The organism is Devosia sp. J2-20 (genome assembly GCF_055808475.1).
In genome coordinates, this window is the sequence record NZ_CM147870.1 from 869924 (window position 1) to 892726 (window position 22803).

Here is a 22803-nt window from a genome sequence, read left to right on the forward strand (position 1 = left end):
CGGGGGAGTTCGTTATTCTGCTGCGAGACCCTGAGGCGTGTATTCCACGCCATTGGATGCCTGGATCTGACGGATGACAGCCCACTGATCCTGATAGGTGATCGGGATGAACTTGCTCACGCCGTCAAATTCATCGCCCAGCACGGTGCCTTCGAAATCGAAGGTGAAGAAGGCTTCCTTGATCTTTTCGACAAGGGCCGGGTCGAGGTCATGGGCAACGTTGAACGAGGTTGTGGGGAATGGGTCGCTTTCCCAGATCTTGCGCACGTCAGCGGTGTCATACAGGCCACGCTCGGCCATACGGTCAACCACTTCGGAGGCAACTGGCGCCGCGTCGTAATCGCCGGCAACAACGCCGAGCATCGACTGGTCATGCGAGCCAGAATAAACCACTTCGTAGTCTTCATCAGGGGTCACGCCGAGCGCGGGGAACAGGGCGCGTGGGGCCTGGTTGCCCGAATTGGAGGTTGGCGAGGTGTGCGCCACGCGCTTGCCGGCAAGATCGGCAACGGTCTTGATCTCGGAATCGGCCTGGGTGAACACCTGCAGACGATAGCCAAACTGGCCATCTTCAGCGCCCATGATGGCAAATGGCACGGCGCCGGCAAGGTTCACGGCGAATGGGGTTGGACCGGTCGAAAAGCCTGCAATATGCAGACGGCCGGAGCGCATGGCTTCAACTTCGGCCGAGTTGGACTGCACGGCAAAAAACTGCACATCCTTGCCGGTGGTTGCCGCCAGATGTTCGATGAAGGGTTCCCAGATGTCAGCATAAACAGCGGGGTCTTCAACCGGCGTATAGGCGAACACCAGTGTGTTGGGGTCGTTCAATTCGGCAGGATCTGTTGGGGTATCGGCCACCAGATCGCCATTGGCGTCGCAATAGAGTGTGTCGAGATCACCCCGTTGTGCGCAGTCTTCAGCGGCCATAGCCGAAACACTGCCCATGGCAAAAATACCAGCGGCCATCGCGGCGCGCGTCATCATCGCTTTCATAACTCTCTCCCTTTGGATGTTGTCGCCGAAGGATAGTTTCCTCCAACCCCGGCGACAGCAATGAGACAAGCTTGGCGCAGCGGGGCAGCGATAGCGAGGACGGCTGTGTTAACGGAATATTACAGAGGCCGGATTTGCGTTAACAGTGTTACGGGCGCCCCTTCGCCGATCGAATTTGCCGTATAGAGGCGGTCCGGCATCGTGGTGCCGGATGAGGTCTCTGGGAGGGGATTGGACATTGGCTGAGGCTTTCAAGAGTGGCGAGAAGCCGCCGGTCATTGCGATTGTGGATGACGATCGCGAGGTCAGCGAGACGCTGTCGGCACTGCTCAAGGAGAGTGGTTTTGAGCCGATCGTTTGCGCCAGCAGCGCCGAATTCCTCGCGCTTGGTGATCCGCCGCCGGTTGATCTGGCGCTGATCGATCTGTGGCTGCGCGGTGAATCCGGGCTGAACCTGGCGGTTCATATCGGCAAGCTATATGCGCTGCCGATCGTCATGCTGACCGGGGTTGGCGACGAAAGCGACAAGATCATTGGGCTGGAAACCGGCGCCGACGACTATCTGATGAAGCCGTTCAATCCGCGCGAACTGGTGGCGCGCATTCGCGCTGTTCTGAGGCGCTACGGCCATGGGCTGACCCGCGCGCCGTCGTCGCCGGAACACACGGTGGGCTTTGGTGACAAGCGGATTGATCTGCATGGCCGGTTGTTGCTCGATAGTGCCGGACATGAAATTCCGCTGACCAATGGCGAATACCGGCTGCTGGAGTATTTCGCGCGCAATCCGGCGCGGGTGATCTCGCGACCGGAGCTGCTGTCCGAACTGGGATCGGACATGGAGCGCTATGTCGACCGCACGATTGACGTGCTGATCCTGCGCCTGCGCCGCAAGATCGAGAAGACGCCATCCAAGCCGGTGCATCTGCAGACGCGTCGTTCGCAGGGCTATTTCTTCCAGCTGGACGAGACCTAGCGGCATGTTTGGGCGGTTGGACAATCTCAGCGTCAGGTTTCGGCTGTCAGCGGCGATTGTCATTCTGTGCGTTGTCGCGCTGGTGATCTCGGCAATCAGCCTGCTGACCCTGCGCAATGCAGAGAACTGGCTCGAGACCATCCACCGCGAAACGCTAGCGGAGGTGTCGAGCGCGCTGGAGTTGTCACGCGGCGCGGCCAATCTCGCCACAGCGGCGCCGTTCCTGCTGACGGTTCAACTGCCGTTCCAACTGCAGGTGGAAGCCGATCAGATCGTGCAGACCATTGCTGACCTTGAGGCAATGGCGGGTAATGATGCCAGTCTGGCATTGCCACTGGCCCGCATGCGAGCAGCCATCTCCAATCTTGTTCGGGTGTCCTCGCCGCAGAGCACGCTGCAGGCCGACATCACCCGGATCGACCGCGATCTGGTGCGGCTGCAGAGCCGGTTCACGCGACAGGCCAATTCGGGTGATGGCAGCCTAGCGGAGCGGCTGGCCCGGGCCCAGCTGATGCAGCTGACCAGCGCGGCGCAAAGCGTGGCGCGCGCCAATGCGCTGATCGAGGTGGGCGAATTCACCCGCCAGTTCACCAATGGCCGCAAGGCGGTGACGCTGCCCGATACGGTTGCGGCGGGGCTGGCCGAGATAGACGCCGTTCTGGCCAGTGGATCCGCACATTTGTTTGTGCTCAAGCATCAGGCGCTGACTGCGGCGCTGGATGCCGAAAACGCACTGTTCCGCATTCGCCAGCTATCCGATCAGGTCACGTCCTATGCCGCTCAGAAGGTCGAAGACGCCGAAGAGCGCCTGCGCCTTGCCCGGACGCAGACCACACAGAACCTGGCCATTGCGCAGCAAGCGGTGGCCATTCTGGCGCTGTTCAGTGCCGTTGTGGCAATCCTGTCGGCGCTGTTCGTGTCGCGCTATGTCGCGGTCAATCTGCGGCTGATTGCCGATGGGATGCACCGGCTGGCAGCGGGCGACCACAAATCGGACCTGATCCGCAATACGCAATCGCAGGACGAGATTGGCCAGTTGTTTGATGCCTTCGGGGTGTTTCGCGACAATGCCCAGAAGCTGGAGCGGCGGACGGCAGAGATCAGGCGGCAGAACACGCTGTTTGCCAATGTGTTTCGCAACATCAAGGACGGGGTCGCCATTCTGTCACAAGCGGGCACGATCGAGGCCGAGAACGGCAAGGTGCGCGAGTTGCTGCGCCTGCACGACACGACAGCGACACAGGGCCTGTCGATGCAGGATCGCATTGCCCAGTCGGCGTTTTCTCGACAGACCGACGGCGTCGACCGCGCCGGGTTTGACGAATATGTCGATGCCGCGGGGCATGTGCTCGAAATCCGCCAGTCGCAACTCCCTGATGGGCGGTCGGTGTGGCTGCTGTCGGAAACTACCGAACGCAAGCGGATCGACGAGCGGCTGGAGGAAATCAGACGGGTGGAAACGCTGGGCAAGGTGACCGGCGAAGTGGCCCATGATTTCGGTAATATCCTGTCGACGATCTCGGGCAATCTACATCTGCTTGAAACGGCATCTGCGAGCGCAGCGCCGGCGCATCTGAACCGGATCAGGACGGCGGTGGATCTGGGTGTGTCGCTGACCGAGCGGCTGGTGGCGTTTGCACGCAAGCAACATCTCGAGCCCGAGGTGATCGAAATCGGCGCGCTGGTCGAAGGCATGGTCGATCTGTTGAGCATCGCCTTGCCCGAAGAGATCAGCCTGACGCTGGATCTGAGCCCGGCGCCGGTATCGGTGCGGCTGGACCCGGGGCAGTTGGAAAGCGCGATCCTGAATCTGTGCGTCAATGCCGGTCAGGCCATTTCGGGCGCGGGCCATATCGCCATCGCGGTCTATCAGGAGGGCGATCAGCAGGTGATCCTGTCGATCAGCGATGACGGGGCGGGGATGACGCCCGAGACCAAGCGGCGGGCGTCCGAGCCGTTCTATTCAGCTCGCCCGAACGGAGATGGTACCGGCCTTGGGTTGTCGATGGTCTATGGTTTTGTGGCGCAGTCGGGCGGGTCCATGCAGATTGAATCCGAGCTTGGGGCCGGCACCCAGATCATCCTGCGGTTTCCGATCCACCAGTCAGCAAGCGCTGAACTGCCCAGGTTCAGCGGGCGCGCGCTTGTGGTGGACGATACCGCCAATGCTGCCGTCTCGGTGGCAGCGACGCTGGCGGGACTGGGGTTTGATACCCTGACAGCGACACAGTTTGGTCAGGGGCGAGACCTGATCGAGAATACGCCTGATCTGGCGCTGATCCTGACGGACCTCAATCTGGATCACGGGCAGTCGGGTGTTGAGCTGATTGCGCAGACGCTGGAGCTGCACCCGGGTTCGCTGGCTATCCTGATGTCGTCCCGGCTGCCAGAGACGGTTCCTTTCCAGGCGCAATATCCGGGGCGGGTGGCGATGCTGGCCAAGCCGATTGTCGGCGACCACCTGGCGGATGCAGTCACGGCGCTGGAGCAGGCCGACAAGGATAGCCTTGGCGCTGAGTGAATAGGCGTCGGTTCAGAGCAGGGTGGTGGCGCGGGCGTTGTCGAGTGCGACCACTGTGTCGATGGCGGCGGCAGCGGCATCGGGGGCGCCTTTTTCGATCGCGGCGACCAGCTCGGTCAGCGCGGCCAGGGTGGCGCGGGCGTAATCGTTGCGGGTGGTGTCATCGAGCGATTTCAGGGCGAGCGCCAAAGTCAGTTCCACAATGCCGGTTACTGAACGGAGCAGGGCATTGCCTGCGCTTTCGGCAACGGCACGATGGATCTCCAGACTTGAAAGACCGAGTGCTTCAAGATTGCCGTCGGCCAGTTCCATCTGATGCAGCCAGTATTTCATCAGCCGCACATGTTCGGCCGTGCGGCGCTCTGCTGCCAGACGCACGGCGCGGGCTTCGAGCGCGCTGCGCACATCGAACAGGCTTTCAAAGAAGCGCGCATCGGGCTTGGCGTAAAAGTGCCAGGACAGGACCTGCGGATCAAAAAAGCTCCAGCGATTGGAGGGGGTCACACGGGTGCCTACCTTGGGGCGGGCTTCAACCATGCCCTTGGCTTCGAGCGTCTTGAGAGCCTCACGCAGCACGGTGCGGGAAACGCCATAGGTTTCCATCATCACCGCATCGCTGGCCAGCACCGAGCCAACGGGAAATTGGCCAGTGACAATGCCATGGCCAATCTCGTTGATGACGAATGTGTGGAAGTTGCGCGCAGCGGGTCGCCCGGACAGTGAGCGAATAAGGCTGCCAGCTTCGATCATACTAGGCTTTCTCGGACGATTTCCCTCCGGGAGCGGAGGCCGCAAATATGATCCGCTGCAGTACGATGAACAAGAACAGCAGGACGCCAATGACAATTTTGGTCCACCAACTCGACAGCGTGCCGTCAAAGATGATGTAGGTCTGGACCAGGCCCAGCAACATCACACCGACAAAGGTGCCCAGCACGAAGCCGTAGCCCCCGGTCAGCAAGGTGCCGCCAATCACCACCGCGCTGATGGCGTCGAGTTCAACGCCGACGGCGGCAAGTGGGTAGCCTGCAGAGGTGTAGAGCGAAAACACGATTCCCGCCAAGGCAGCCAGCATGCTTGAGAGCATATAGATCAGCACTGTGGTCTGCGCCACCGGGACGCCCATCAGCGACGCGGACACCGGGTTGCCACCCAGGGCATAGACGTAGGAGCCGAACTTGGTGCGGTGGGCAAGCAGGGCGCCGCCGAGGAACACCACGATCATCAGCATGCCGATGAAGCTGAGGCGACCGCCGCCGGGCAGGCGGATCATGAGATCGCCCAGCGTCTCGTAGAAGTCGTGGTGGATCGGCACGGAATCCTGGGTGATTACCGATGCGCCACCGCGGGCCAGGAACATGCCGGCCAGGGTGACAATGAAGGCGGGCACCTGCAGATAATGGATGATGAAGCCCATGGCGGCGCCAAACAGACCCGCGACGCCCAGAGCGATGACGAAGGCCGCCAGCGGATGAAAGCCCAACCAGTTGATCAGCACCGCAATCAGCACGCCGGTAAAGCCGATGACCGACCCTACCGAGAGGTCAATGCCGCCCGAGATGATAACAAAGGTCATGCCCACGGCTGCGATACCCAGAAAGGCATTATCGGTCAGAAAATTGCCCAGCACCCGGGTGGAGAGCATGTTGGGGAACTGCACCACGCTGAGCGCATAGGCAATGATGAAGATGACGGCGGTGGCCGCCAGGGGGCGCAGACTGCGTTTCATTGTGAAGCCGCCTTGGTGATGGTGGGGCGACGACGCCGGAAGGGCAATGTCACATTGGGCGACTGGATCAGCAGGATCAGGATGATCATGCCGGCCTTGACGATCAGATTGAATTCGGGTGGGAAGCCGGACACCAGAATGCCCGTATTCATGGCCTGAATAATCAAGGCGCCAATCACGGCCAGCGGTATGGAGAAGCGTCCGCCAAGTAGCGAGGTGCCGCCAATGACCACTGCCAGAATGGCATCGAGTTCGAGCCAGAGGCCGGAATTGTTGGCGTCGGCGCCCCGGATATCAGCGGCCACCACAATGCCGGCGACCGCCGCACAAAAGCCCGAAGTGGTATAGACCAGCATGAGCAGCATGCGGCTGCGAATGCCGGCCAGAGACGCGGCAGCGCGATTGACGCCAATAGCCTGGATGAACAGGCCGATGGCGGTCTTGCGCACGAGCAGGGTGACCAGCACCATCAGGGTCAGCGCAATCACCGCTGCCATGGGGAAACCAAGCAGGGAGCCGGTGCCCAGGAAGATCAAGGCCGGATCGTTGAAGGTGACGATGGAGCCTTCGGTGATCAGCTGGGCAATGCCACGACCGGCCACCATCAATACCAGTGTGGCAACGATGGGCTGGATGTCGAGCACGGCGACCAGAAAACCGTTCCAAAGGCCGCACAGCATGCCGACCGAGAGGGCTGCGATGACGGCAATGGGTGTTGGGTAACCGGCTACGACCATGGTGGCGGCGACAGCACCGCACACCGCCATGATGGCCCCGACCGAGAGGTCCACGCCCTTGGTGGCGATCACCCCGGTCATGCCGATGGCCAGAATGGCGACCGGCGCGCCGCGATTGAGCACGTCGATAATGCTGCCGAAGAAGCGGCCGTCCTGCCAGGTGACATTGAAGAAATTGGGAAACAGCAGCCAGTTGATCAGCAATACACCGATCAACGCCATGATCTGGGGGTTGGCCAGTCGGCCGGGCGAGAGCCGCTTCATGAGACCACCTCATCGGGGTTGTTGGCGATGGCCTGCACGATCACGCCGGGATTGATGTTCTTGCCGCGCAATTCGGCGACTACTTCGCGATCGCGCATCACCACGATGCGCGAGGAGTAGGCCACGACCTCATCGAGCTCGGAGGAGATGACGAGCATGGCCATGCCATCATCGCGCAGCCGGTTAATGGTGCGCACGATTTCGGCGTGCGCGCCGACATCGATGCCGCGGGTGGGCTCATCCAGAATGAGGAAGGCGGGGTCGGTGGCCAGCCAGCGCGAGAGGATGACCTTTTGCTGATTGCCGCCCGAGAGCAGTTTGACCGGCATATCGAGCGAGGCCGCCCGGATATCCATAGATTCCCCAAACTTGCCGGCAATTTCGAGCTGTTCGTCGCGGTTGAGGGCGCGGAACCAGCCCAGCTTGCCCTGAAGCGCGATGATGATGTTTTCACGGACCGACAGGTCGCCAAAAATGCCCTCGGCCTTGCGATCTTCGGGGCAGAAGCCAAAGCTCTGGCCGATGGCGTCGGTCGTATTCTGAATGCTGGCTGCCGCGCCGTTGATGCGCAGGCTGCCCTGATCGGCCGGGTCGGCGCCAAACATGGTGCGGGCCATTTCGGTGCGGCCGGAGCCCAGCAGGCCCGCCACACCCACGACCTCGCCTTTATGGATGGTAAGATCGAAAGGATGCACGGCCCGCTTGCGACCATAGCCCTTGAATTCGAGCAGGACTTCATTGGTAGGATTTGCGAGCTCGACATCGGTGGCACCGCTAAAGGCAATGTCCTTGCCCAGCATGAGGCGGACAACATCGGTCCGGCTGACCGAATCCAGCTGACGGGTTTCTACCAGTTGGCCATTGCGCAGCACGGTCACCTGATCGGCAATGGCAAAGACCTGGTCGAGAAAATGGGTAATGAAGACGATGGCCAGACCGTCGCGCTTGAGGTCGGCGATGACCTCGAACAGGCGCTCGACTTCGTTGCGATCAAGGCTTGCAGTGGGTTCGTCCAGGATCAGCACCTTACCCGAAAGGGCAACCGCGCGGGCAATGGCCACGATCTGCTGGACGGCCACGGAATGGCCGCCGAGTTCGCTGCCGGGATCAAGATCAAGTCCATAGCGGGCCAGCAGAAGCCGGGCGTCGGCCTCCATCTTGCGGTGATCGACCAGACCAAACCGGGTCGGCTGGTGCCCCAGATAGAGGTTTTCGGCCACCGACCGGTTGGGCAGCAGATTGACCTCCTGATAGACCGTGCCGATGCCGTGCGTCTGGGCGTGCAAGGGGTTCTCGAGTGCGGCCGGGACACCGTCGACCAGCACCTGGCCACCATCAGGCTGGTAAGCGCCGGTGAGGATCTTGATCAGGGTGGATTTGCCGGCGCCGTTCTCGCCCAGCAGGGCATGCACCTGGCCGGGACGAACCCCGAAATCAACGGAATCAAGCGCGGTGTGACCGCCGAAAATCTTGGTGACGCCGCGTGCTTGAAGCACGTATTGGCCCTCGGTCATGCCGGTCTCCCCCAGGTCTCGCGCCGCCGTTCCGGCTGTGTCGCGAAGCAAGTCCCGCCAGCGTGAGCCGGCGGGACAGATGTGTCAGGTCTGATTAGTAGCCCAGACCCTTGCGGGTGTCATATTCACCCTGTGGGTTGTCGGCAGGGGTGTAGAGCTTGGACTCGGTGATGATGAACTTCTCGGGCGCCGTGCCATCGGCAAGATAGGCAGAGAGGGCATCAAAGCGGGGCCGGCCATGTTGGGTGTCAGCTCAACAGTGGCGTTGGCTTCACCAGCAACCATGGCAGCGAAGATGTCTGGAACGGCGTCAATCGAGACGACCTTGATATCGGTGCCGGGCTTGAGGCCGGCGTCCTTGATCGCCTGAATGGCGCCAACAGCCATGTCATCATTGTGGGCATAGACGGCGCAGATATCGGCGCCACCGTTTTCAGCCTTGATGAAGCCTTCCATGACTTCCTTGCCCTTGGAACGGGTAAAGTCGCCGGTCTGGCTGCGGGCGATGGTCAGATTGTCATGACCGGCGAGCGCTTCTTCAAAGCCCTGCTTGCGATTGATGGCCGGGGTGGAGCCCACGGTTCCCTGCAACTCGACGACCTTGCAGTCGGCGTCGCCCACCGCATCGACCAGCCACTGGCCAGCAACGCGACCTTCCTTGATCTGATCTGATGCAACCGAGGTGAGATAGAGATCTTCAGACGCGTCCACGCCGCGATCGAGCAGAATGACGGGGATTTCGGCTTCCTTGGCTTCAGTCAGTACGTCGTCCCAGCCGGTGGCCACGACCGGCGCAACCATGATGGCGTCAACGCCCTGGGCAATGAAGCCGCGGATCGCCTTGATCTGGTTTTCCTGCTTCTGCTGTGCGTCGGCAAATTTGAGATCAATGCCGCGCTCTTCGGCCTGCTGCTTGGTGACCGAGGTCTCGGCAGCGCGCCAACCCGATTCCGAGCCGATCTGGCTGAAGCCGACAGTGAGGCCGTTCAGATTGTCCTGAGCGATGGCGACAGATGTCAAAGCGGTAGCGAGGCTTGCCGCGATGGCAAGCTTGGAAATGATGTTCACGATGTCCTCCCAAAAATGATCGCAGCGGTGTGTTCACCTGCGGCGATGACAGGACGCTATATAAAGTACTATTATATGTAAAGATGGAATCGAGGCCAGTGCCCGCAGGTAGCTTCCAGGTCGGGCTAGACCAAGTGCTAGTCGCTTAACTCGTTGAAAAGAGGCAGGAAATCCACATGAACCAGGCCAGGTTTGACGGGCTGGTCGGTAGCGAGATGGTGTGGGTGTCTCAAATTTTTCTGAACCGTTACCCCTGAATTTGTCGCTGCTGGCCCTCAGAGCGAAGGGGCTTTTACCGCAAAGCCGGGTCCGCGGGGCGAAGGCGCGCGGCACCTGTCGCCAACGTCGCAAAAGACAGATGCGGCTCAATTTCTGGACCGCAGATCGATCAATCACTCCAGGGCGAAGATGGCAGATTGCGCCGAATTTCCTCTATTCGTTGGCCCAAGAATATCAAAAACGCTGAAATTCGCGATAATATGAAGAAATTTGACTCTTAATCGCGAGTAATTTATCCATTTGTCCAACAAATAGGAGCGACGTGCGTGAGTGCATCAAAGAGCAATGCCAATGCCGCCGACAGGGACGCCACGGCCAGCGGCGTGTCCGATGCCGTCATCCGCTCCTCGTCCCACTCCGCGGTAGACGAGATGGTGCTCAATATTCGGGGCCTGATTTCGAGTGAGGGGCTGGGTGTTGGCGACAATCTGCCAACTGAGCGCGAGCTGTGCGAGCGTTTCTCCTCAAGCCGCAATACGGTGCGCGAGGCGATGCGCATTCTCAAAGCCTACGGCATCGTGTCGGTGCGCCCCAAAGTGGGTGCAACGATCATTGATGACCGGATGGAGCGCGCGCTCGACCTGTTCTCATTCAATACGCTGGAAGTGTCGCGCGACACGTTCGCCGATATTCAGGGCTTTCGCGGTCTGCTCGAAGTGTCCTCGGTCGATCTGCTGTTCGAGAAGGTCAATGCGGCCGATATCGCGGCATTGCGGGCTGCCAATGAAGAGCTGAAGAAGGCCGAACTGGCGCTGGATGCGTCCGAAGCTGACTTCCGGTTTCATACGCGGCTGATCCAGATCATGGACAACAAGGCCATGCTGGACGTGTACAAAATCATGAAGCCAGTGATCCTGCGCATCATGCTGCGCGGCAAGACCCGGCACACCTTCTCGACCGCGACGTTTGAAGAGCACAACGAGATCGTGGATGCGCTCGAGAAGCGGGACGGCACTGCCTACCAGTACAAAATGAAAACGCATTTGGAGGCGGGCTTCAGGCATTTCAGCGCCTAGGGGCGCCGAGCAATCTGCCGTGGTGCGGGGAGGCAACACGGCAAGACAGGTTTGATGACCACCTCAGGTGGCGTCAACACAAGGTGCACTCAGGCACCAAGGGAGGAACCTATGAAACTCAATATATTTATCGCCGCGAGTGTGACCAGCTTGATGCTGTCGACAAGCGCATCGGTGGCGGCGCCAGCGGTTGTGGCCGGTCCGGGCGTTGATCCGGGCTGCTTTGCGCCCTGGGACGCGGAGACAAGCTTTTTCCAGTGGCCAGCCAAGCAGGGCCCCTACAAGGTCGCCATCGTGAATGGCTTTGTCGGCAATGGCTGGCGCATCCAGATGATCAAGACCGCCAAGGCCTTTGCGGAAGATCCGTCGATGAAGGACAAGCTGGCTGAATTCAAGGTTGTCTCGACCGGGACGGATGCGGCCACCCAGTTGGGCGCGATTGAGGACTTCATCAACCAGGGCTTTGACGCCATCGTGACGATTGCGGTGTCTCCCGAGGGCTTTGACCGGGTAATCAAGCTTGCCGACCGACAGGACGTCGTGATCGTGCCGTTCGACAATGTGCTCGATACCGACGCGGTGATGCAGATCAATGAGGACCAGCTGGCGATGGGCCGGACCTGGGCGCAGTTTGTCCTCGATCAACTCGCCGAGGACGGCAAGACTTCGGGCAAGGTGCTTGAAGTGCGCGGGCTGGCCGGCAATTCTGTGGACCGGGACCGCTCTATCGGCATCAACGCCGTTCTGGATGAGTCCGGTGGTGACTGGGAGCGCGTCTCGGTTGTTGGCAACTGGGACGATGGGACCGCTCAGAAGGTCGTGGCCGACGCCATCGCTGTCCACGGCAGCTTTGACGCCATTCTGGCTCAAGGCGGGACAACGGGCGTGGTTCAGGCGATGCTGGATGCTGGGCATCCGATGGTGCCGGTTGCTGGCGAGTCCGAAAATGGCTTCCGCAAGCTGATGGCCGAGCACTCGGCCGAAGGGCTTAAGGGTATCTCGATTGGCCAGTCGCCCGGTCTTGTGGCCATTGCGATGAAGGCAGCGGTGTCGGCGCTGGAAGGCAATGTGATGCCACAGCTGATTTCGGTGCCCTTGCCTGTGGCAACCTATGACGAGCTCGAGGATGGCGTGAACTATTGGTCGGATCTGCCCGACAATTTCTTCACGGTGAACGAGTTCCCGGCCTGTGGCGTGAACATTACCGGCCCGTCGATCATGGCGCAGAGCGAAGCAGACGCGACCTAGTTGTTGCTCCCGTCAGCCAAACAGGGCCGGCGGGTATCCCGGGTGAAGGCAGCGTTTGGCGCTGCCTTCACATCACGAGCGGCAAGCGATTGTCGCCGCCAGCCGAGACCATTCTCATCTACCGTTCCGGCCGCCTGTCGCAACCGGGAAATGGGAGCGCGCATTGACGTCCAGTGACCAGTTTGACCAGCCCATCGTACAATTGAGTGGCGTATCGAAATACTTCTCGGGCGCGCGGGCGCTGGAAGGTGTCGATTTTGCCTGCCGCAGGGGCAGTACGCACGCCATTCTGGGGGAGAATGGTGCGGGTAAATCGACCCTGATCAAGATCATGTCGGGCGTGCTGCGGCCCGATGCCGGCCGTTTGCTGGTCAACGGCAACGCAGTGCTGTTTGCTTCGCCGTCCGAAGCGGCAAGAGCGGGGGTGGTCTGCATCTTCCAGGAATTGTCGCTGGTTCCTGATCTGAGTGTGGCCGACAATATTTCGATCTCCGATCCGCCCCGGCGCTTCGGCATGATCGATGCTCGCGCGCAGCGGCGTCGCGCCGAAGCGCTGCTGGCCCGCATCAAGTGTGAGGATGTTGATCCCAACGCGCTGGTGCGCGATCTCAGCCTGTCGCGGCGCCAGATGGTGGAGATCGCCAAGGCGCTGGGCAAAAATCCCCAGGTGCTGATCCTTGATGAGGCCACATCGGCACTGACCAGTCGCGATGTTCAAACGGTCTATGACCTGCTGGCGGAGCTCAAGGCGGACAATGTTGCGAGCCTGTTTATCTCTCATCGCATGAACGAGGTGGAAGCGCTGTGTGACACGCTTTCGGTGTTCCGCAATGGCAGCCATGTCGAGACCTTTGCCAAAGGCGCGAAGTCTGATCGTGATATCGTGCGCATGATGATCGGACGCGATGTCGAGGCGCAGTTTCCGCCCAAGCCTGCCGCCAAAGAGCATGCGCCGTGCCTGAGCACTGAAGAGCTCAAATGGGAAAACCGGCTGAATGGGGTGAACCTGAGTGTCGGTGCTGGCGAGATCGTTGGGCTTGGCGGGCTGGATGGTCAGGGACAAAAGGAATTGCTGCTGGCGCTGTTCGGTGTGCTGCGCGGCGTGCAGGGCACGGTGAACGCTGGCGGGAGTATCGGTATTCCCAACTCACCCGCCGCATCGAAATCGGGGCAGGCCCGCATTGCGCTGGTGCCCGAAGATCGCAAGACCGAAGGGCTGATGCTGCCAATGTCGATTGCCGACAATCTGCTGGCGGCTTCCTATGACAAGATCTCCAGCGGCCCGTTCATCATTCCCGCGCTTGAGAAACAGGCCGTGGCTGACGGCGTCTCCAAACTGCAGATCAAGATCGGCCAATCCAAAGACGCGGTGGCCACACTGTCGGGTGGCAATCAGCAAAAGGTGGTGATCGCCAAGTGGCTGATGACCGATCCGGACATCATCCTGCTCAATGACCCGACGCGGGGCATCGATGTCGGGACCAAGCAGGAAATCTACAAGTTGATGCGTGATCTCGCCGATGCGGGCAAGGCGATCCTGTTCTACTCAACCGACTATGCCGAACTGATCGGGTGCTGTGACCGTGTGGCGGTGATGTATGACGGCGCCATTCTGACGGAGTTGCGCGGAGAGGCAATCACCGAAGAGGCCATTGTTGCCGCTGCCCTCAACATTGATACGGGAGCCGCAGCATGAGCGATTTCACCCGCGCCCTGGCTGCCAATGTCCGCCAGAACCGAGGCTTCTTTGGCGCCCTGATCCTGCTGTCGGTTCTCTATATCACCTATAATTTCATGCATCCGCGCGGCTTCTCCACGGCGGTGCTGGTGCAAAATGCCAATGAAGTTGTGGCCATCGCGTTTGTGGCCATGGCGCAGACATTGCCGGTGTTGCTGGGCGGGCTTGATCTGTCGGTCGGCGCCGTGATGACGCTGGCGGCGTGCATTGCCTCCGAACTGGTGCATGGTTCGCCGGCTCAGATCATGCTGGGGATGGTCATCACGCTGATGTCAGGCGCTGCCTTCGGCCTGATGAACGGGCTGATCATTGTCTATGGGCGTTTGCAGCCGATTATCGCCACGCTGGCGACCGGGGCGATCGCGATGGGGCTGGCGCTGTTCATCCGGCCCAATCCGGGTGGGAATGTCGATAGTGACCTGAACTGGGCGATGACCAATTCGCTGTGGGATTTTGTCGACACCTATAAGCTGTTTGATCCGGATGCGGGCTGGTTTCAACCGCTGGCCTGGATCCCGGTGCCTTTCATCTTTCTGTTCGGTATCGCAGCGGCCACCTGGATACCATTTCGTCGCTCGGTGACCGGGCGCACGGTCTATGCCATCGGCTCATCGGAAGGCGCTGCCTTCATGTCGGGCCTGCCGCTCAACCGCGCCAAGATCGCCGCGTTCACGCTGGGCGGGTTCTTTGCAGCCTGTGGCGGGCTTTATCTGGCCATTCAGACCTCGTCGGGCAATGCCGATATCACTCAGGCGGGCACCTATACGCTGAACTCGATTGCGGCGGTGGTGCTGGGTGGCACGTCGCTGATGGGGGGCGTGGGCAGCGCCATCGGTTCACTGGTCGGCGCACTCATCCTGCGCGTGATTTCGTTCTACTTCCGCATCGTTTCCATTGATCCGCTGCTGCAGCCGCTGGTGGAGGGTATCGTTCTGCTCGCCGCTGTCAGTCTGGGCGCCATCAGAACGCTGCGGGTCAAAAACCGCCTCGACCTCTTTCGATAGGTGATATCTTGCAGTCTCTTTTCTCGCGCATAACCCCAGACAGCAGGCCATCGGTCATTGCCTCTGGCTTCATTGTCGTCATCCTGCTGGTTGGCACGGTCTACACGTTAATGACCCAGGGTACGGCGCCGCTGCTATCGCCCAATTACATGCTGCAACAACTGCAGACCGGTGCGTTTCTCGGTATTGTGGCGGCCGGCATGATGATGGTCATTCTGCTGGGCCATATCGATCTGAGCATACCGTGGACACTGACCGCGGCGGCGATGATGGCGACCACTGTCGGTGGCGATCTGGCGATACCGACCGCGATCGGCGTAGGCGTTGCGGTGGGGCTGGCCAATGGCATCGGTGTGGCCTATCTGCGCATTCCATCAATGATCTTCACGCTGGGCATCGACTCGGTGCTGCGCGGCCTGATGGTGGCCCATACCGGTGGCTTTGCGCCGCCCGATCAGGCCACGCCGCTGATGCGGTTTCTGGCTGCCGACAAGGTTCTGGGCATTCCCGTGGCGATCTTCGTGTGGGCGCTGGTTTCGGTCGTGATCGCCTTTATTCTGAAGCGTACCAGCTTTGGGCGATCGGTTTATGCCACGGGCAATCGTGAAGCCGCCGCCTATCTGTCGGGCATCAATACGCGATGGGTGATCATCGGCGCCTTCGTGATTTCGGGGGTATGCGCGGCGCTGGCCGGGGTGTTGCTGGCCGGATATTCGGCCAAGGCCTATCAGGGAATGGGCAATGCGTTTCTGTTGCCGTCAATCGCGGCGGTGGTGCTGGGTGGTACCCGCATTCTGGGCGGGCAGGGGCGTTATACCGGCACGATTATCGGCGTTGTGCTGATCGTACTGCTCAACTCGGTGCTCTCGATCATGCAGATGCCCGAGGCCGGCCGGCAGGTGATCTATGGCTCGGTGATCGTCGGCATGTTGCTGGTGTATGGCCGGGGCCAGAAGGTCGTGTCCTAGGCTGTCAGAAAACCGCCTCTATGCAGAGGACGCCCGCAGGGTTCAGGACAGGTCGGCTTCGTCGAGGTCTTCGATGAAATAGTGCGGCCACAGGGTGCGGAATGCCTCCATGTCGGGTTTGAGCTTGCTGAGGTGCTCGTCCATCAGTGCCACGGCGGTATCAGCGTCGCCCCTGGACATTGCCGCGACAATGGCGCCGTGCTCCTTCACCACGAGCAACATGCGCCCTTGCTGAGGCAGGGTCAGCCAGCGATAGCGATCGATATGGACTTTGACCTGCTGAATCAGTGTCCACAGGCTGGGGTATCTGCCGATCTGGGCAAAGGCGGCGTGGAAGGCTTCATCGGCGTGGTGGAAGGCCTTGATGTCACCGGCGTCGGCATGGCGCTGCTGCTCGGCCAGATTGATCTCGAGCTGGGCGAAGTAATGCGGGTTCGCCTGTGCGGTCGCTGCCCGAACAGTGGCGGCTTCGAGGGCGCGCCGCGCCATCATCGCTTCGCGTACCAAAGAAAGCCGAATGCGCGAAACGAAGGTGCCCGACTGGGGGACGACATCGACCAGCCCCTCTTCGCTTAACCGCAAAATGGCCTCGCGCACCGGTGTGCGGCTGACACCGTAGCGCTGGGCCAGATCCTGCTCGGACAGGGCGGTGCCGGGGGGCAGATCCAGGCCACTGATGGCAGCGCGCAGATCGGCATAGATGATTTCAGAGTTTTTCTGGCGGGGGCGGGGACGCCGTTCGGCCAGTACTGGCGGAGCGGTGTTCGGCGCGCGCGGCTTGCGAGGCTTCTTCATACTGCGGCGGTGTGCCGTTCCCCTTCATTGCCCGGGTCGTTTTGCCGGTGGCATGTCGCACACCCCTGGCCGGTTCGGCCATCCCTGCCTTGCGTGCCGGGTGCAAGTGCTATAACCCTTAACAACATTAGCTTGTATACAAGGTAATTGAATTGTGGCCGGCGGGCAACGACCCGGCTCGGTCCAAAAGGGAGGAAGACTATGTTTGGCAAGACCATTCGCAGCATTGCTGTGGCTGCAGGCATTATGGGCGTCGCCATGAGCGGTGCACTGGCCGCTGATTTGCGCTGGGCGCACGTTTATGAAGAAGGCTCGTCCTATCACAAATGGGCTGTCTGGGCCGCTGACGAGATCAAGGCCAAGACCGATGGCCGGGTCAATATCACTATTTTTCCCGCATCCTCGCTGGGCAATGAATCCGATATCAATGAAGGCCTGGGCATTGGCTCGGTCGACATGATCTATACCGGCCCGAACTTCGCCGAGCGCGATTACGGCCCGATCGCCATCTCCGACTATCCTTTCATGCTCAAGAATTACGATCACTGGGCAGCCTATCGCGACAGCGATCTGTTCAAGGATCTGTCGGCTGGCTATCTCGATGCGACCGGCAATACGGTCATGGCCATCACCTGGTATGGCTATCGCCACGTGACGTCGAACTTCCCGATCACCAAGCCAGAAGACATGAAGGGTCTAAAAATCCGCGTGCCGGATTCGCCACTCATGCTGATGTTCCCCAATGCCGTTGGCGCCAATCCGACGCCAATCGCCTTCGCAGAAGTCTATCTGGCACTGCAGCAGGGCGTGGTGGATGCGCAGGAAAACCCCCTGCCGACCATCCAGTTCAAGAAGTTCTATGAAGTGCAGTCCAACATCAATCTAACCGGCCATATCGGCAATTCGCTGATCATCGTGATTGCTGCTTCGGCCATGGATCAGATCGGCGACGACGCCGAGACTGTCCGTGCTGTGCTGCAGGAAGCGACAGCCAAGAGCTCCGAAGAAATCCGTCAGTCCGAGGTTGATCTGGTGCAGTGGTTCGTCGACGAAGGCATCACCATCAATGAGGTGGACAAGCAGGCGTTCCAGGACGCGCTGATGCCCATCATCACCGATCCATCCAAGGTGCCCTACACCATGGAACAGTTCGAGCGCATGCAGGCGCTGGCTCAGTAATACGGCGCAATTGGTGAGGGGGAGGCCAATTTGAACGAGGACAAACAACAAACCGAGGCTGGGCGCGCTGATGGCGCGCCCGAGCCGATCCTGTTTGAAGACCAGGAAGTCTCCATCGCTGATCTGCGCTGGATCGATGCCCCCGGCATCCTGGTCTTTTGGGTCCTGGCCATCGTGGTGTTTCTACAATTCTTCACCCGCTATGTGCTCAATGACTCGCTGGCCTGGACCGAAGAAGCCGCACGCTATCTGTTGGTGCTGCTGTGCTTTTTGGGCTCCATAAGTGTCGTTCGGCGCGGCTCGCACATCATGCTTGAGTTCGTGATCCGAAAGATGCCGCCCCGCATTTCCAAAGCCATGGCCGTGACCGCCGAGGCGATTACACTGGGCTTTTTCGCCAGCATGACCTGGATCGGCTATGAGCTGATCCTCAAGACCAAGCAGAAAATGGTTACGGTGCCCATTCCCAAGGCCTGGATCTACACCGTCTGCGTGGTCGCGCTGGGCCTGATGACGGTCTATTCGGCGATCTGGCTCTGGCGCAAATGGCACAGCACGCCTGAGCAGATCATCGCCAATTTCGATGCTTCCCTGAACACCGACTGATCTGGAACATTTGCAATGACCATCCTGATGATGATCCTGATGCTGTTCGTGCTGATGCTGGTGGGTGTGCCGGTGGCCGTCTCGCTGGCCCTGTCGTCGCTGGTGTTTGTGACCTTTAACGGCCTGCCGCCGATGATCGTGCTGGCCAATATGGTCAATGGTATCAACTCGTTTCCGCTGATCGCGGTGCCGTTCTTTATTCTGGCGGGCAATCTGATGAACAGCGCGGGGATCACCTCGCGCATCTTTGCCTTTGCCCGCGCGACCGTGGGCTGGATGCATGGCGGTCTGGGCCACGTCAATGTCGGCGCCAGCGTGATTTTTGCGGGCATGTCAGGGGCGGCTGTGGCCGATGCCGGCGGGCTGGGCAATATCGAAATCAAGGCCATGCGCGACGCCGGCTATGACACCGATTTTGCCGTGGGTATCACTGCGGCCTCATCGACCATCGGCCCGATCATCCCGCCCTCGCTGCCCCTGGTGATCTATGGCGTGATGGCGGATACCTCAATCGGCCAGCTGTTTGCTGCCGGACTGGTGCCGGGTCTGCTGATGGCCATTTCGCTGATGCTAATGGTGGCCTGGTTCGCCCGCCGCCGGAATTATCCGCGCGATGCGCGCTTCAACCTGGGCCGCTTCGGCAATAGCCTGCTGCATGCCATCATGCCGTTGATGACGCCCGTGATCATTATCGGCGGTATTATTGGTGGTCTGTTCACCCCCACCGAAGCCGCTATCGGGGCCGTGGCCTATGCCATGTTCCTGGGCGTGGTGGTGTATCGGACGCTGGATTTCAAAACGATCATGCGGGTGTCCATGGATACGGTGGAAACCACCGCGGCCATCATGCTGATCGTGGCGGCATCGACCATTTTTGCCTGGATACTGACCGCCAATCAGGTGGCCCTGAACTTTTCGCAGGGACTGCTGGCGGTGACCGACAACAAGGTCTTGCTGCTGCTGTTGATCACGTTGATCGTGCTGGTCATTGGCTGCTTCATGGAGACCATCGCCGCCATCACCATTCTCACCCCGGTGCTGCTGCCGGTGGCGGTCAGCCTGGGCATCGATCCGGTACATTTCGGCATCATCATGATCCTGAACCTGATGATCGGCCTTTTGACGCCCCCGGTGGGCATGGTGCTCTATGTGCTCTCAAAAGTGGCCAACGTGCCGTTTGAGCGCTGCGTGACGGCGACGGCGCCATTCCTGATCCCGCTGGTCACTGTGCTGTTGCTGCTGACCTTCGTGCCCGAGATCACCATGTGGCTACCCACGCTGCTGTATCGCTGAGGCCACTCTGACAAAACAAAAGCCGCCGCGTCACTGCGGCGGCTTTTTTGCGGCCAGATACTGTCCAGCCGCCGCGGCAGCCTGCCCGCGTAAACCATAACTGGAGCTTGGTCAGACTCCGCTGCCATCACGCGTTAAGGTTTCGTCAACCATATCTGCGAGGGTGCCATGCGCGTTCCATCTGTAGGCCAACCACTTGATGAACGTCGCATCGTGCGTGAAGGCTATCGTCTCGCGGAGCGCCTGTTGGCGGATTACCGCGACCCGCCGGGCATGCTTGAAACAGTCAGCATATGGTTGGCCGGGTCTCGTCAGGCGCTGCTCGGACTTTATCGCGACTATATCAGGAACTAGATCGCCACCGATGCGCACCTGCTGCGAACCCATGTGACAGCCTCATGCGGTCCGGCAACGCCAATGATAACGTTCCGCAGTAGAATGTAACAAAGGCTTCATGGTTTGGGAGGATCATGATTTCGGACGCGACAGAGACGGATGCTCATGCCCGATGCTGTGATAAACGCGCGGGGGCATGATCGCGGGGGTCACGGACGATGCAGCAAAACGCGACGCACAAAGCCACGGGAGCTCGGCCGGCGCGCTGGTCCATCGGACCCAAGTTCATCTCGCTCAAGAACAAGATCATCGCACTGACCTGCGTCACGGCTTTGCTCAGCGCTGTGGTGGTGGGGGGCGTCGGCTATTATCGCATCGAGAAGATTGTGCTCGATACAGCGGTGCAGAAGCTGGCGGGCGAAACCCGGCTGATGGCACAGCGGTTCAAGTTCTCTTACGACCAGATGAAGAGCGACGCTCAGGTCCTATCGCAGACGCCACCGATCAAGGGTATTCTGCGTAGCGTCGACAATGACGGGCTGGATCCACTGGATGGCTCGACGCAAGAGGCGTGGAGCGCCCGTCTGGGAAGCATATTTGCGTCGATGATGGCGGCGCGACCGCACTATGTTCAACTGCGCTATATCGGTGTTGCTGACTTCGGTCGCGAGCTCGTACGCGTCAATCGCCTGCCGGCGGGATTGGAATATGTAAAGGCACCAGACCTGCAGCAAAAGGCGATGGAGCCCTATTTCATTGCTGGGGTGCAAACTCCGAGCAAAACGGTGCACTTTTCCGAGGTCAGCTATAACCGCGAGCGGGGCTCGCTGGATGTGTCGCTGGTGCCGACGGTAAGGACCGTATTGCCGGTCTTCGGACCCGAAGGCGCGGTCTTCGGGATGATCGTGATCAATGCCAATTACGCTGAAATGCTGCGTCCTGCGCTGCTAGAGATCGCCCCGCAGGACAATACCTTCGTGGTCAATAGCGCCGGTGACTATCTCGAGCACAAGAAGGACGGCACGATTGGCAAGTTCGAGTTCCACGATGCCTATTCGGTGTCACCGCCCAGCTTTATTACCGAAATTTCGCAGACCAACGCGAATGAGAAGCTGTTCACCACCGATAACGCTGTTTCCTATTTTGTTCGGTTGAACATAGATCCGCAAAATCCCGAGGCGTTTCTAGGGGTTGTGTCGCGCGTGCCATATGACGAGTTGATGGCGGCCGCGATCGATACGCGTACGGTGAGCCTGGTGTCAGGAGCTCTGCTGATCCTGGGGTGCCTGGTCGCTTCGCTGGTTGTGGCGCGCTGGTTTACCGAACCATTGAAAAGAATGACGGCTGAGATCAAGCATTCGGCGGGACACCATACGCTAGAGAACCTGCCACTGGATCGCGGCGACGAGATTGGCGATCTGGCGCGGGCGTTTGACCAAAAGGCGCGCGATCTGGCGACCAATGAAGCCAAGCTGACGGCTATCGTCGACAATACTGTGGATGGTCTGATCACCATTGATGCGCGTGGACATGTCGAAACCTTCAATCGGGCCTGCGAGGACATCTTCGGCTATGAGGCCGAGGAGGTCATTGGCCGCAACGTCAAGATGCTGATGCCGGCGCCCTATCACGACGAGCATGACGGCTATCTCAAGAATTATCATGGCACTGGCGAGCGCAAGGTGATCGGTATCGGACGCGAGGTGGAAGGGCGGCGCAAGGACGGCAGCATTTTCCCGCTCGATCTTTCGGTGAGCCAGGTCAATATTGGTGACCGCACCATCTATAGCGGTATCGTGCGCGACATTTCCGAGCGCAAGCAGATGGAGAGAATGAAGGATGAATTCATCTCCACCGTCAATCACGAGCTGCGCACGCCACTGACATCGATCCAGGGATCGCTGGGGCTGCTGATGGCCATGCCCGGCAAGGCCACCGATGAGCGGACCCGGAAGCTGCTGCAATTGTCGTATGACAATTGCCAGCGACTGTCCCGGCTGGTCAACGACATCCTGGATATGGAGAAGATCGCGGCTGGCAAGTTGGAGTATCAGCTCGAAGTGGTTGAGGTTTGCCAGCTGGTTGCCGATATCGTGGAGCGGCAGCAATCATTCGCCGAGAAGCATGATGTCAGCTTCGCGGTGGACTTCGCGGTGCCCAAGGTATTCGTCAATCTGGACCAGGATCGGTTCGATCAGGCGCTGGTCAATCTGCTCTCCAACGCTGCCAAATTCTCGGCGCCAGGCGATAGTGTCGAGATCGGGGTGGCCATGGACGCCGCCGCAAACGTGATCATTTCAGTGCGCGATTATGGGCCGGGGATACCCGAAGCGTTTCGCAGCAAGATCTTTGGCAAATTCGCGCAGGCCGATGGCTCGGCAAGCCGGGTCAATGAAGGCAGCGGCTTGGGTCTGAACATCACCAAAAAGATCATCGAGGCCTTTGACGGGGTCGTCGAATACCAGACCGAAGAAGGGGTGGGCACAGTGTTCACCTTCGTGCTGCCGGCCTGTCCGCCCCAAAAAATGAGAGCCTGACC

18 protein-coding genes and 1 pseudogene are annotated in these 22803 nt (G+C 60.1%); 12 read left to right on the forward strand and 7 right to left on the reverse strand.

Annotation, left to right across the window (positions count from 1 at the left end):
- Positions 1–12: 12 nt before the first annotated feature.
- Positions 13–996, reverse strand: a complete 984-nt coding sequence (gene phnD, locus AC0L37_RS04260; RefSeq protein ID WP_212657197.1) for a phosphate/phosphite/phosphonate ABC transporter substrate-binding protein — start codon at positions 994–996, stop codon at positions 13–15.
- A 238-nt stretch (positions 997–1234) separates the two neighbouring features.
- On the opposite strand from phnD, the gene AC0L37_RS04265 reads away from it, so the two are divergent.
- Both AC0L37_RS04265 and AC0L37_RS04270 read left to right on the forward strand, forming a co-directional pair.
- Positions 1235–1969, forward strand: a complete 735-nt coding sequence (locus tag AC0L37_RS04265) for a winged helix-turn-helix domain-containing protein (protein WP_282221903.1) — start codon at positions 1235–1237, stop codon at positions 1967–1969.
- A gap of 4 nt (positions 1970–1973) precedes the next feature.
- A complete protein-coding gene (locus AC0L37_RS04270; protein WP_282221902.1) occupies positions 1974–4490 on the forward strand; it encodes an ATP-binding protein in 2517 nt (838 codons plus the stop codon).
- Between the two features lie 12 nt (positions 4491–4502).
- Here the strand turns inward: AC0L37_RS04270 and AC0L37_RS04275 are convergent, their stop codons facing one another.
- From AC0L37_RS04275 to ytfQ, 5 genes and pseudogenes are all read right to left on the reverse strand, one after another.
- Positions 4503–5240 carry a FadR/GntR family transcriptional regulator gene (locus tag AC0L37_RS04275; RefSeq protein ID WP_212657200.1) on the reverse strand — a complete coding sequence of 246 codons (738 nt, stop codon included), beginning with the start codon at positions 5238–5240 and terminating at the stop codon, positions 4503–4505.
- Between the two features lies 1 nt (position 5241).
- Positions 5242–6219 carry a galactofuranose ABC transporter, permease protein YjfF gene (yjfF, locus tag AC0L37_RS04280; RefSeq protein WP_282221901.1) on the reverse strand — a complete coding sequence of 326 codons (978 nt, stop codon included), beginning with the start codon at positions 6217–6219 and terminating at the stop codon, positions 5242–5244.
- Positions 6216–7220, reverse strand: coding sequence for an ABC transporter permease (locus AC0L37_RS04285; RefSeq protein ID WP_282221900.1), 1005 nt, complete (start codon positions 7218–7220; stop codon positions 6216–6218). Before AC0L37_RS04285 ends, yjfF begins: the two co-directional genes overlap by 4 nt.
- On the reverse strand, positions 7217–8734 hold the full coding sequence (locus AC0L37_RS04290) for a sugar ABC transporter ATP-binding protein (protein ID WP_282221899.1): 1518 nt from the start codon (positions 8732–8734) through the stop codon (positions 7217–7219). Before AC0L37_RS04290 ends, AC0L37_RS04285 begins: the two co-directional genes overlap by 4 nt.
- A gap of 94 nt (positions 8735–8828) precedes the next feature.
- A pseudogene (gene ytfQ, locus AC0L37_RS04295) lies at positions 8829–9754 on the reverse strand (galactofuranose ABC transporter, galactofuranose-binding protein YtfQ).
- A gap of 593 nt (positions 9755–10347) precedes the next feature.
- Here ytfQ and AC0L37_RS04300 point away from each other — a divergent pair.
- The 5 genes from AC0L37_RS04300 to AC0L37_RS04320 all read left to right on the forward strand — a co-directional run bounded on the left by AC0L37_RS04300 (position 10348) and on the right by AC0L37_RS04320 (position 16055).
- A complete protein-coding gene (locus tag AC0L37_RS04300) occupies positions 10348–11097 on the forward strand; it encodes a FadR/GntR family transcriptional regulator (protein ID WP_212657204.1) in 750 nt (249 codons plus the stop codon).
- Between the two features lie 111 nt (positions 11098–11208).
- On the forward strand, positions 11209–12345 hold the full coding sequence (locus tag AC0L37_RS04305) for a sugar ABC transporter substrate-binding protein (RefSeq protein WP_282221898.1): 1137 nt from the start codon (positions 11209–11211) through the stop codon (positions 12343–12345).
- Between the two features lie 163 nt (positions 12346–12508).
- Entirely contained in the window at positions 12509–14041 is a 1533-nt protein-coding gene (locus AC0L37_RS04310) for a sugar ABC transporter ATP-binding protein (RefSeq protein WP_282221897.1), read from the forward strand.
- Positions 14038–15087, forward strand: coding sequence for an ABC transporter permease (locus AC0L37_RS04315; protein ID WP_212657207.1), 1050 nt, complete (start codon positions 14038–14040; stop codon positions 15085–15087). Before AC0L37_RS04310 ends, AC0L37_RS04315 begins: the two co-directional genes overlap by 4 nt.
- An 8-nt stretch (positions 15088–15095) precedes the next feature.
- Positions 15096–16055 (forward strand): ABC transporter permease, encoded by a 960-nt coding sequence (locus AC0L37_RS04320; RefSeq protein ID WP_473314414.1) that lies wholly within the window; start codon positions 15096–15098, stop codon positions 16053–16055.
- A 42-nt stretch (positions 16056–16097) separates the two neighbouring features.
- Here AC0L37_RS04320 and AC0L37_RS04325 read toward each other — a convergent pair whose 3' ends face one another.
- Complete coding sequence (locus tag AC0L37_RS04325) at positions 16098–16850, reverse strand: GntR family transcriptional regulator (RefSeq protein ID WP_282221896.1); 753 nt, start codon at positions 16848–16850, stop codon at positions 16098–16100.
- 201 nt (positions 16851–17051) lie between these two features.
- Here AC0L37_RS04325 and AC0L37_RS04330 point away from each other — a divergent pair, with 201 nt between their 5' ends.
- From AC0L37_RS04330 to AC0L37_RS04350, 5 genes are all read left to right on the forward strand, one after another.
- Positions 17052–18029 carry a sialic acid TRAP transporter substrate-binding protein SiaP gene (locus AC0L37_RS04330; RefSeq protein WP_212657209.1) on the forward strand — a complete coding sequence of 326 codons (978 nt, stop codon included), beginning with the start codon at positions 17052–17054 and terminating at the stop codon, positions 18027–18029.
- Between the two features lie 30 nt (positions 18030–18059).
- Positions 18060–18635, forward strand: coding sequence for a TRAP transporter small permease (locus AC0L37_RS04335; RefSeq protein WP_269370852.1), 576 nt, complete (start codon positions 18060–18062; stop codon positions 18633–18635).
- Positions 18636–18650: 15 nt separating this feature from the next.
- Entirely contained in the window at positions 18651–19928 is a 1278-nt protein-coding gene (locus AC0L37_RS04340) for a TRAP transporter large permease (protein WP_212657211.1), read from the forward strand.
- Between the two features lie 168 nt (positions 19929–20096).
- Positions 20097–20282, forward strand: a complete 186-nt coding sequence (locus AC0L37_RS04345) for a hypothetical protein (protein ID WP_269370849.1) — start codon at positions 20097–20099, stop codon at positions 20280–20282.
- A 200-nt stretch (positions 20283–20482) separates the two neighbouring features.
- A complete protein-coding gene (locus AC0L37_RS04350; protein ID WP_212657213.1) occupies positions 20483–22801 on the forward strand; it encodes a PAS domain S-box protein in 2319 nt (772 codons plus the stop codon).
- Positions 22802–22803: the final 2 nt, after the last annotated feature.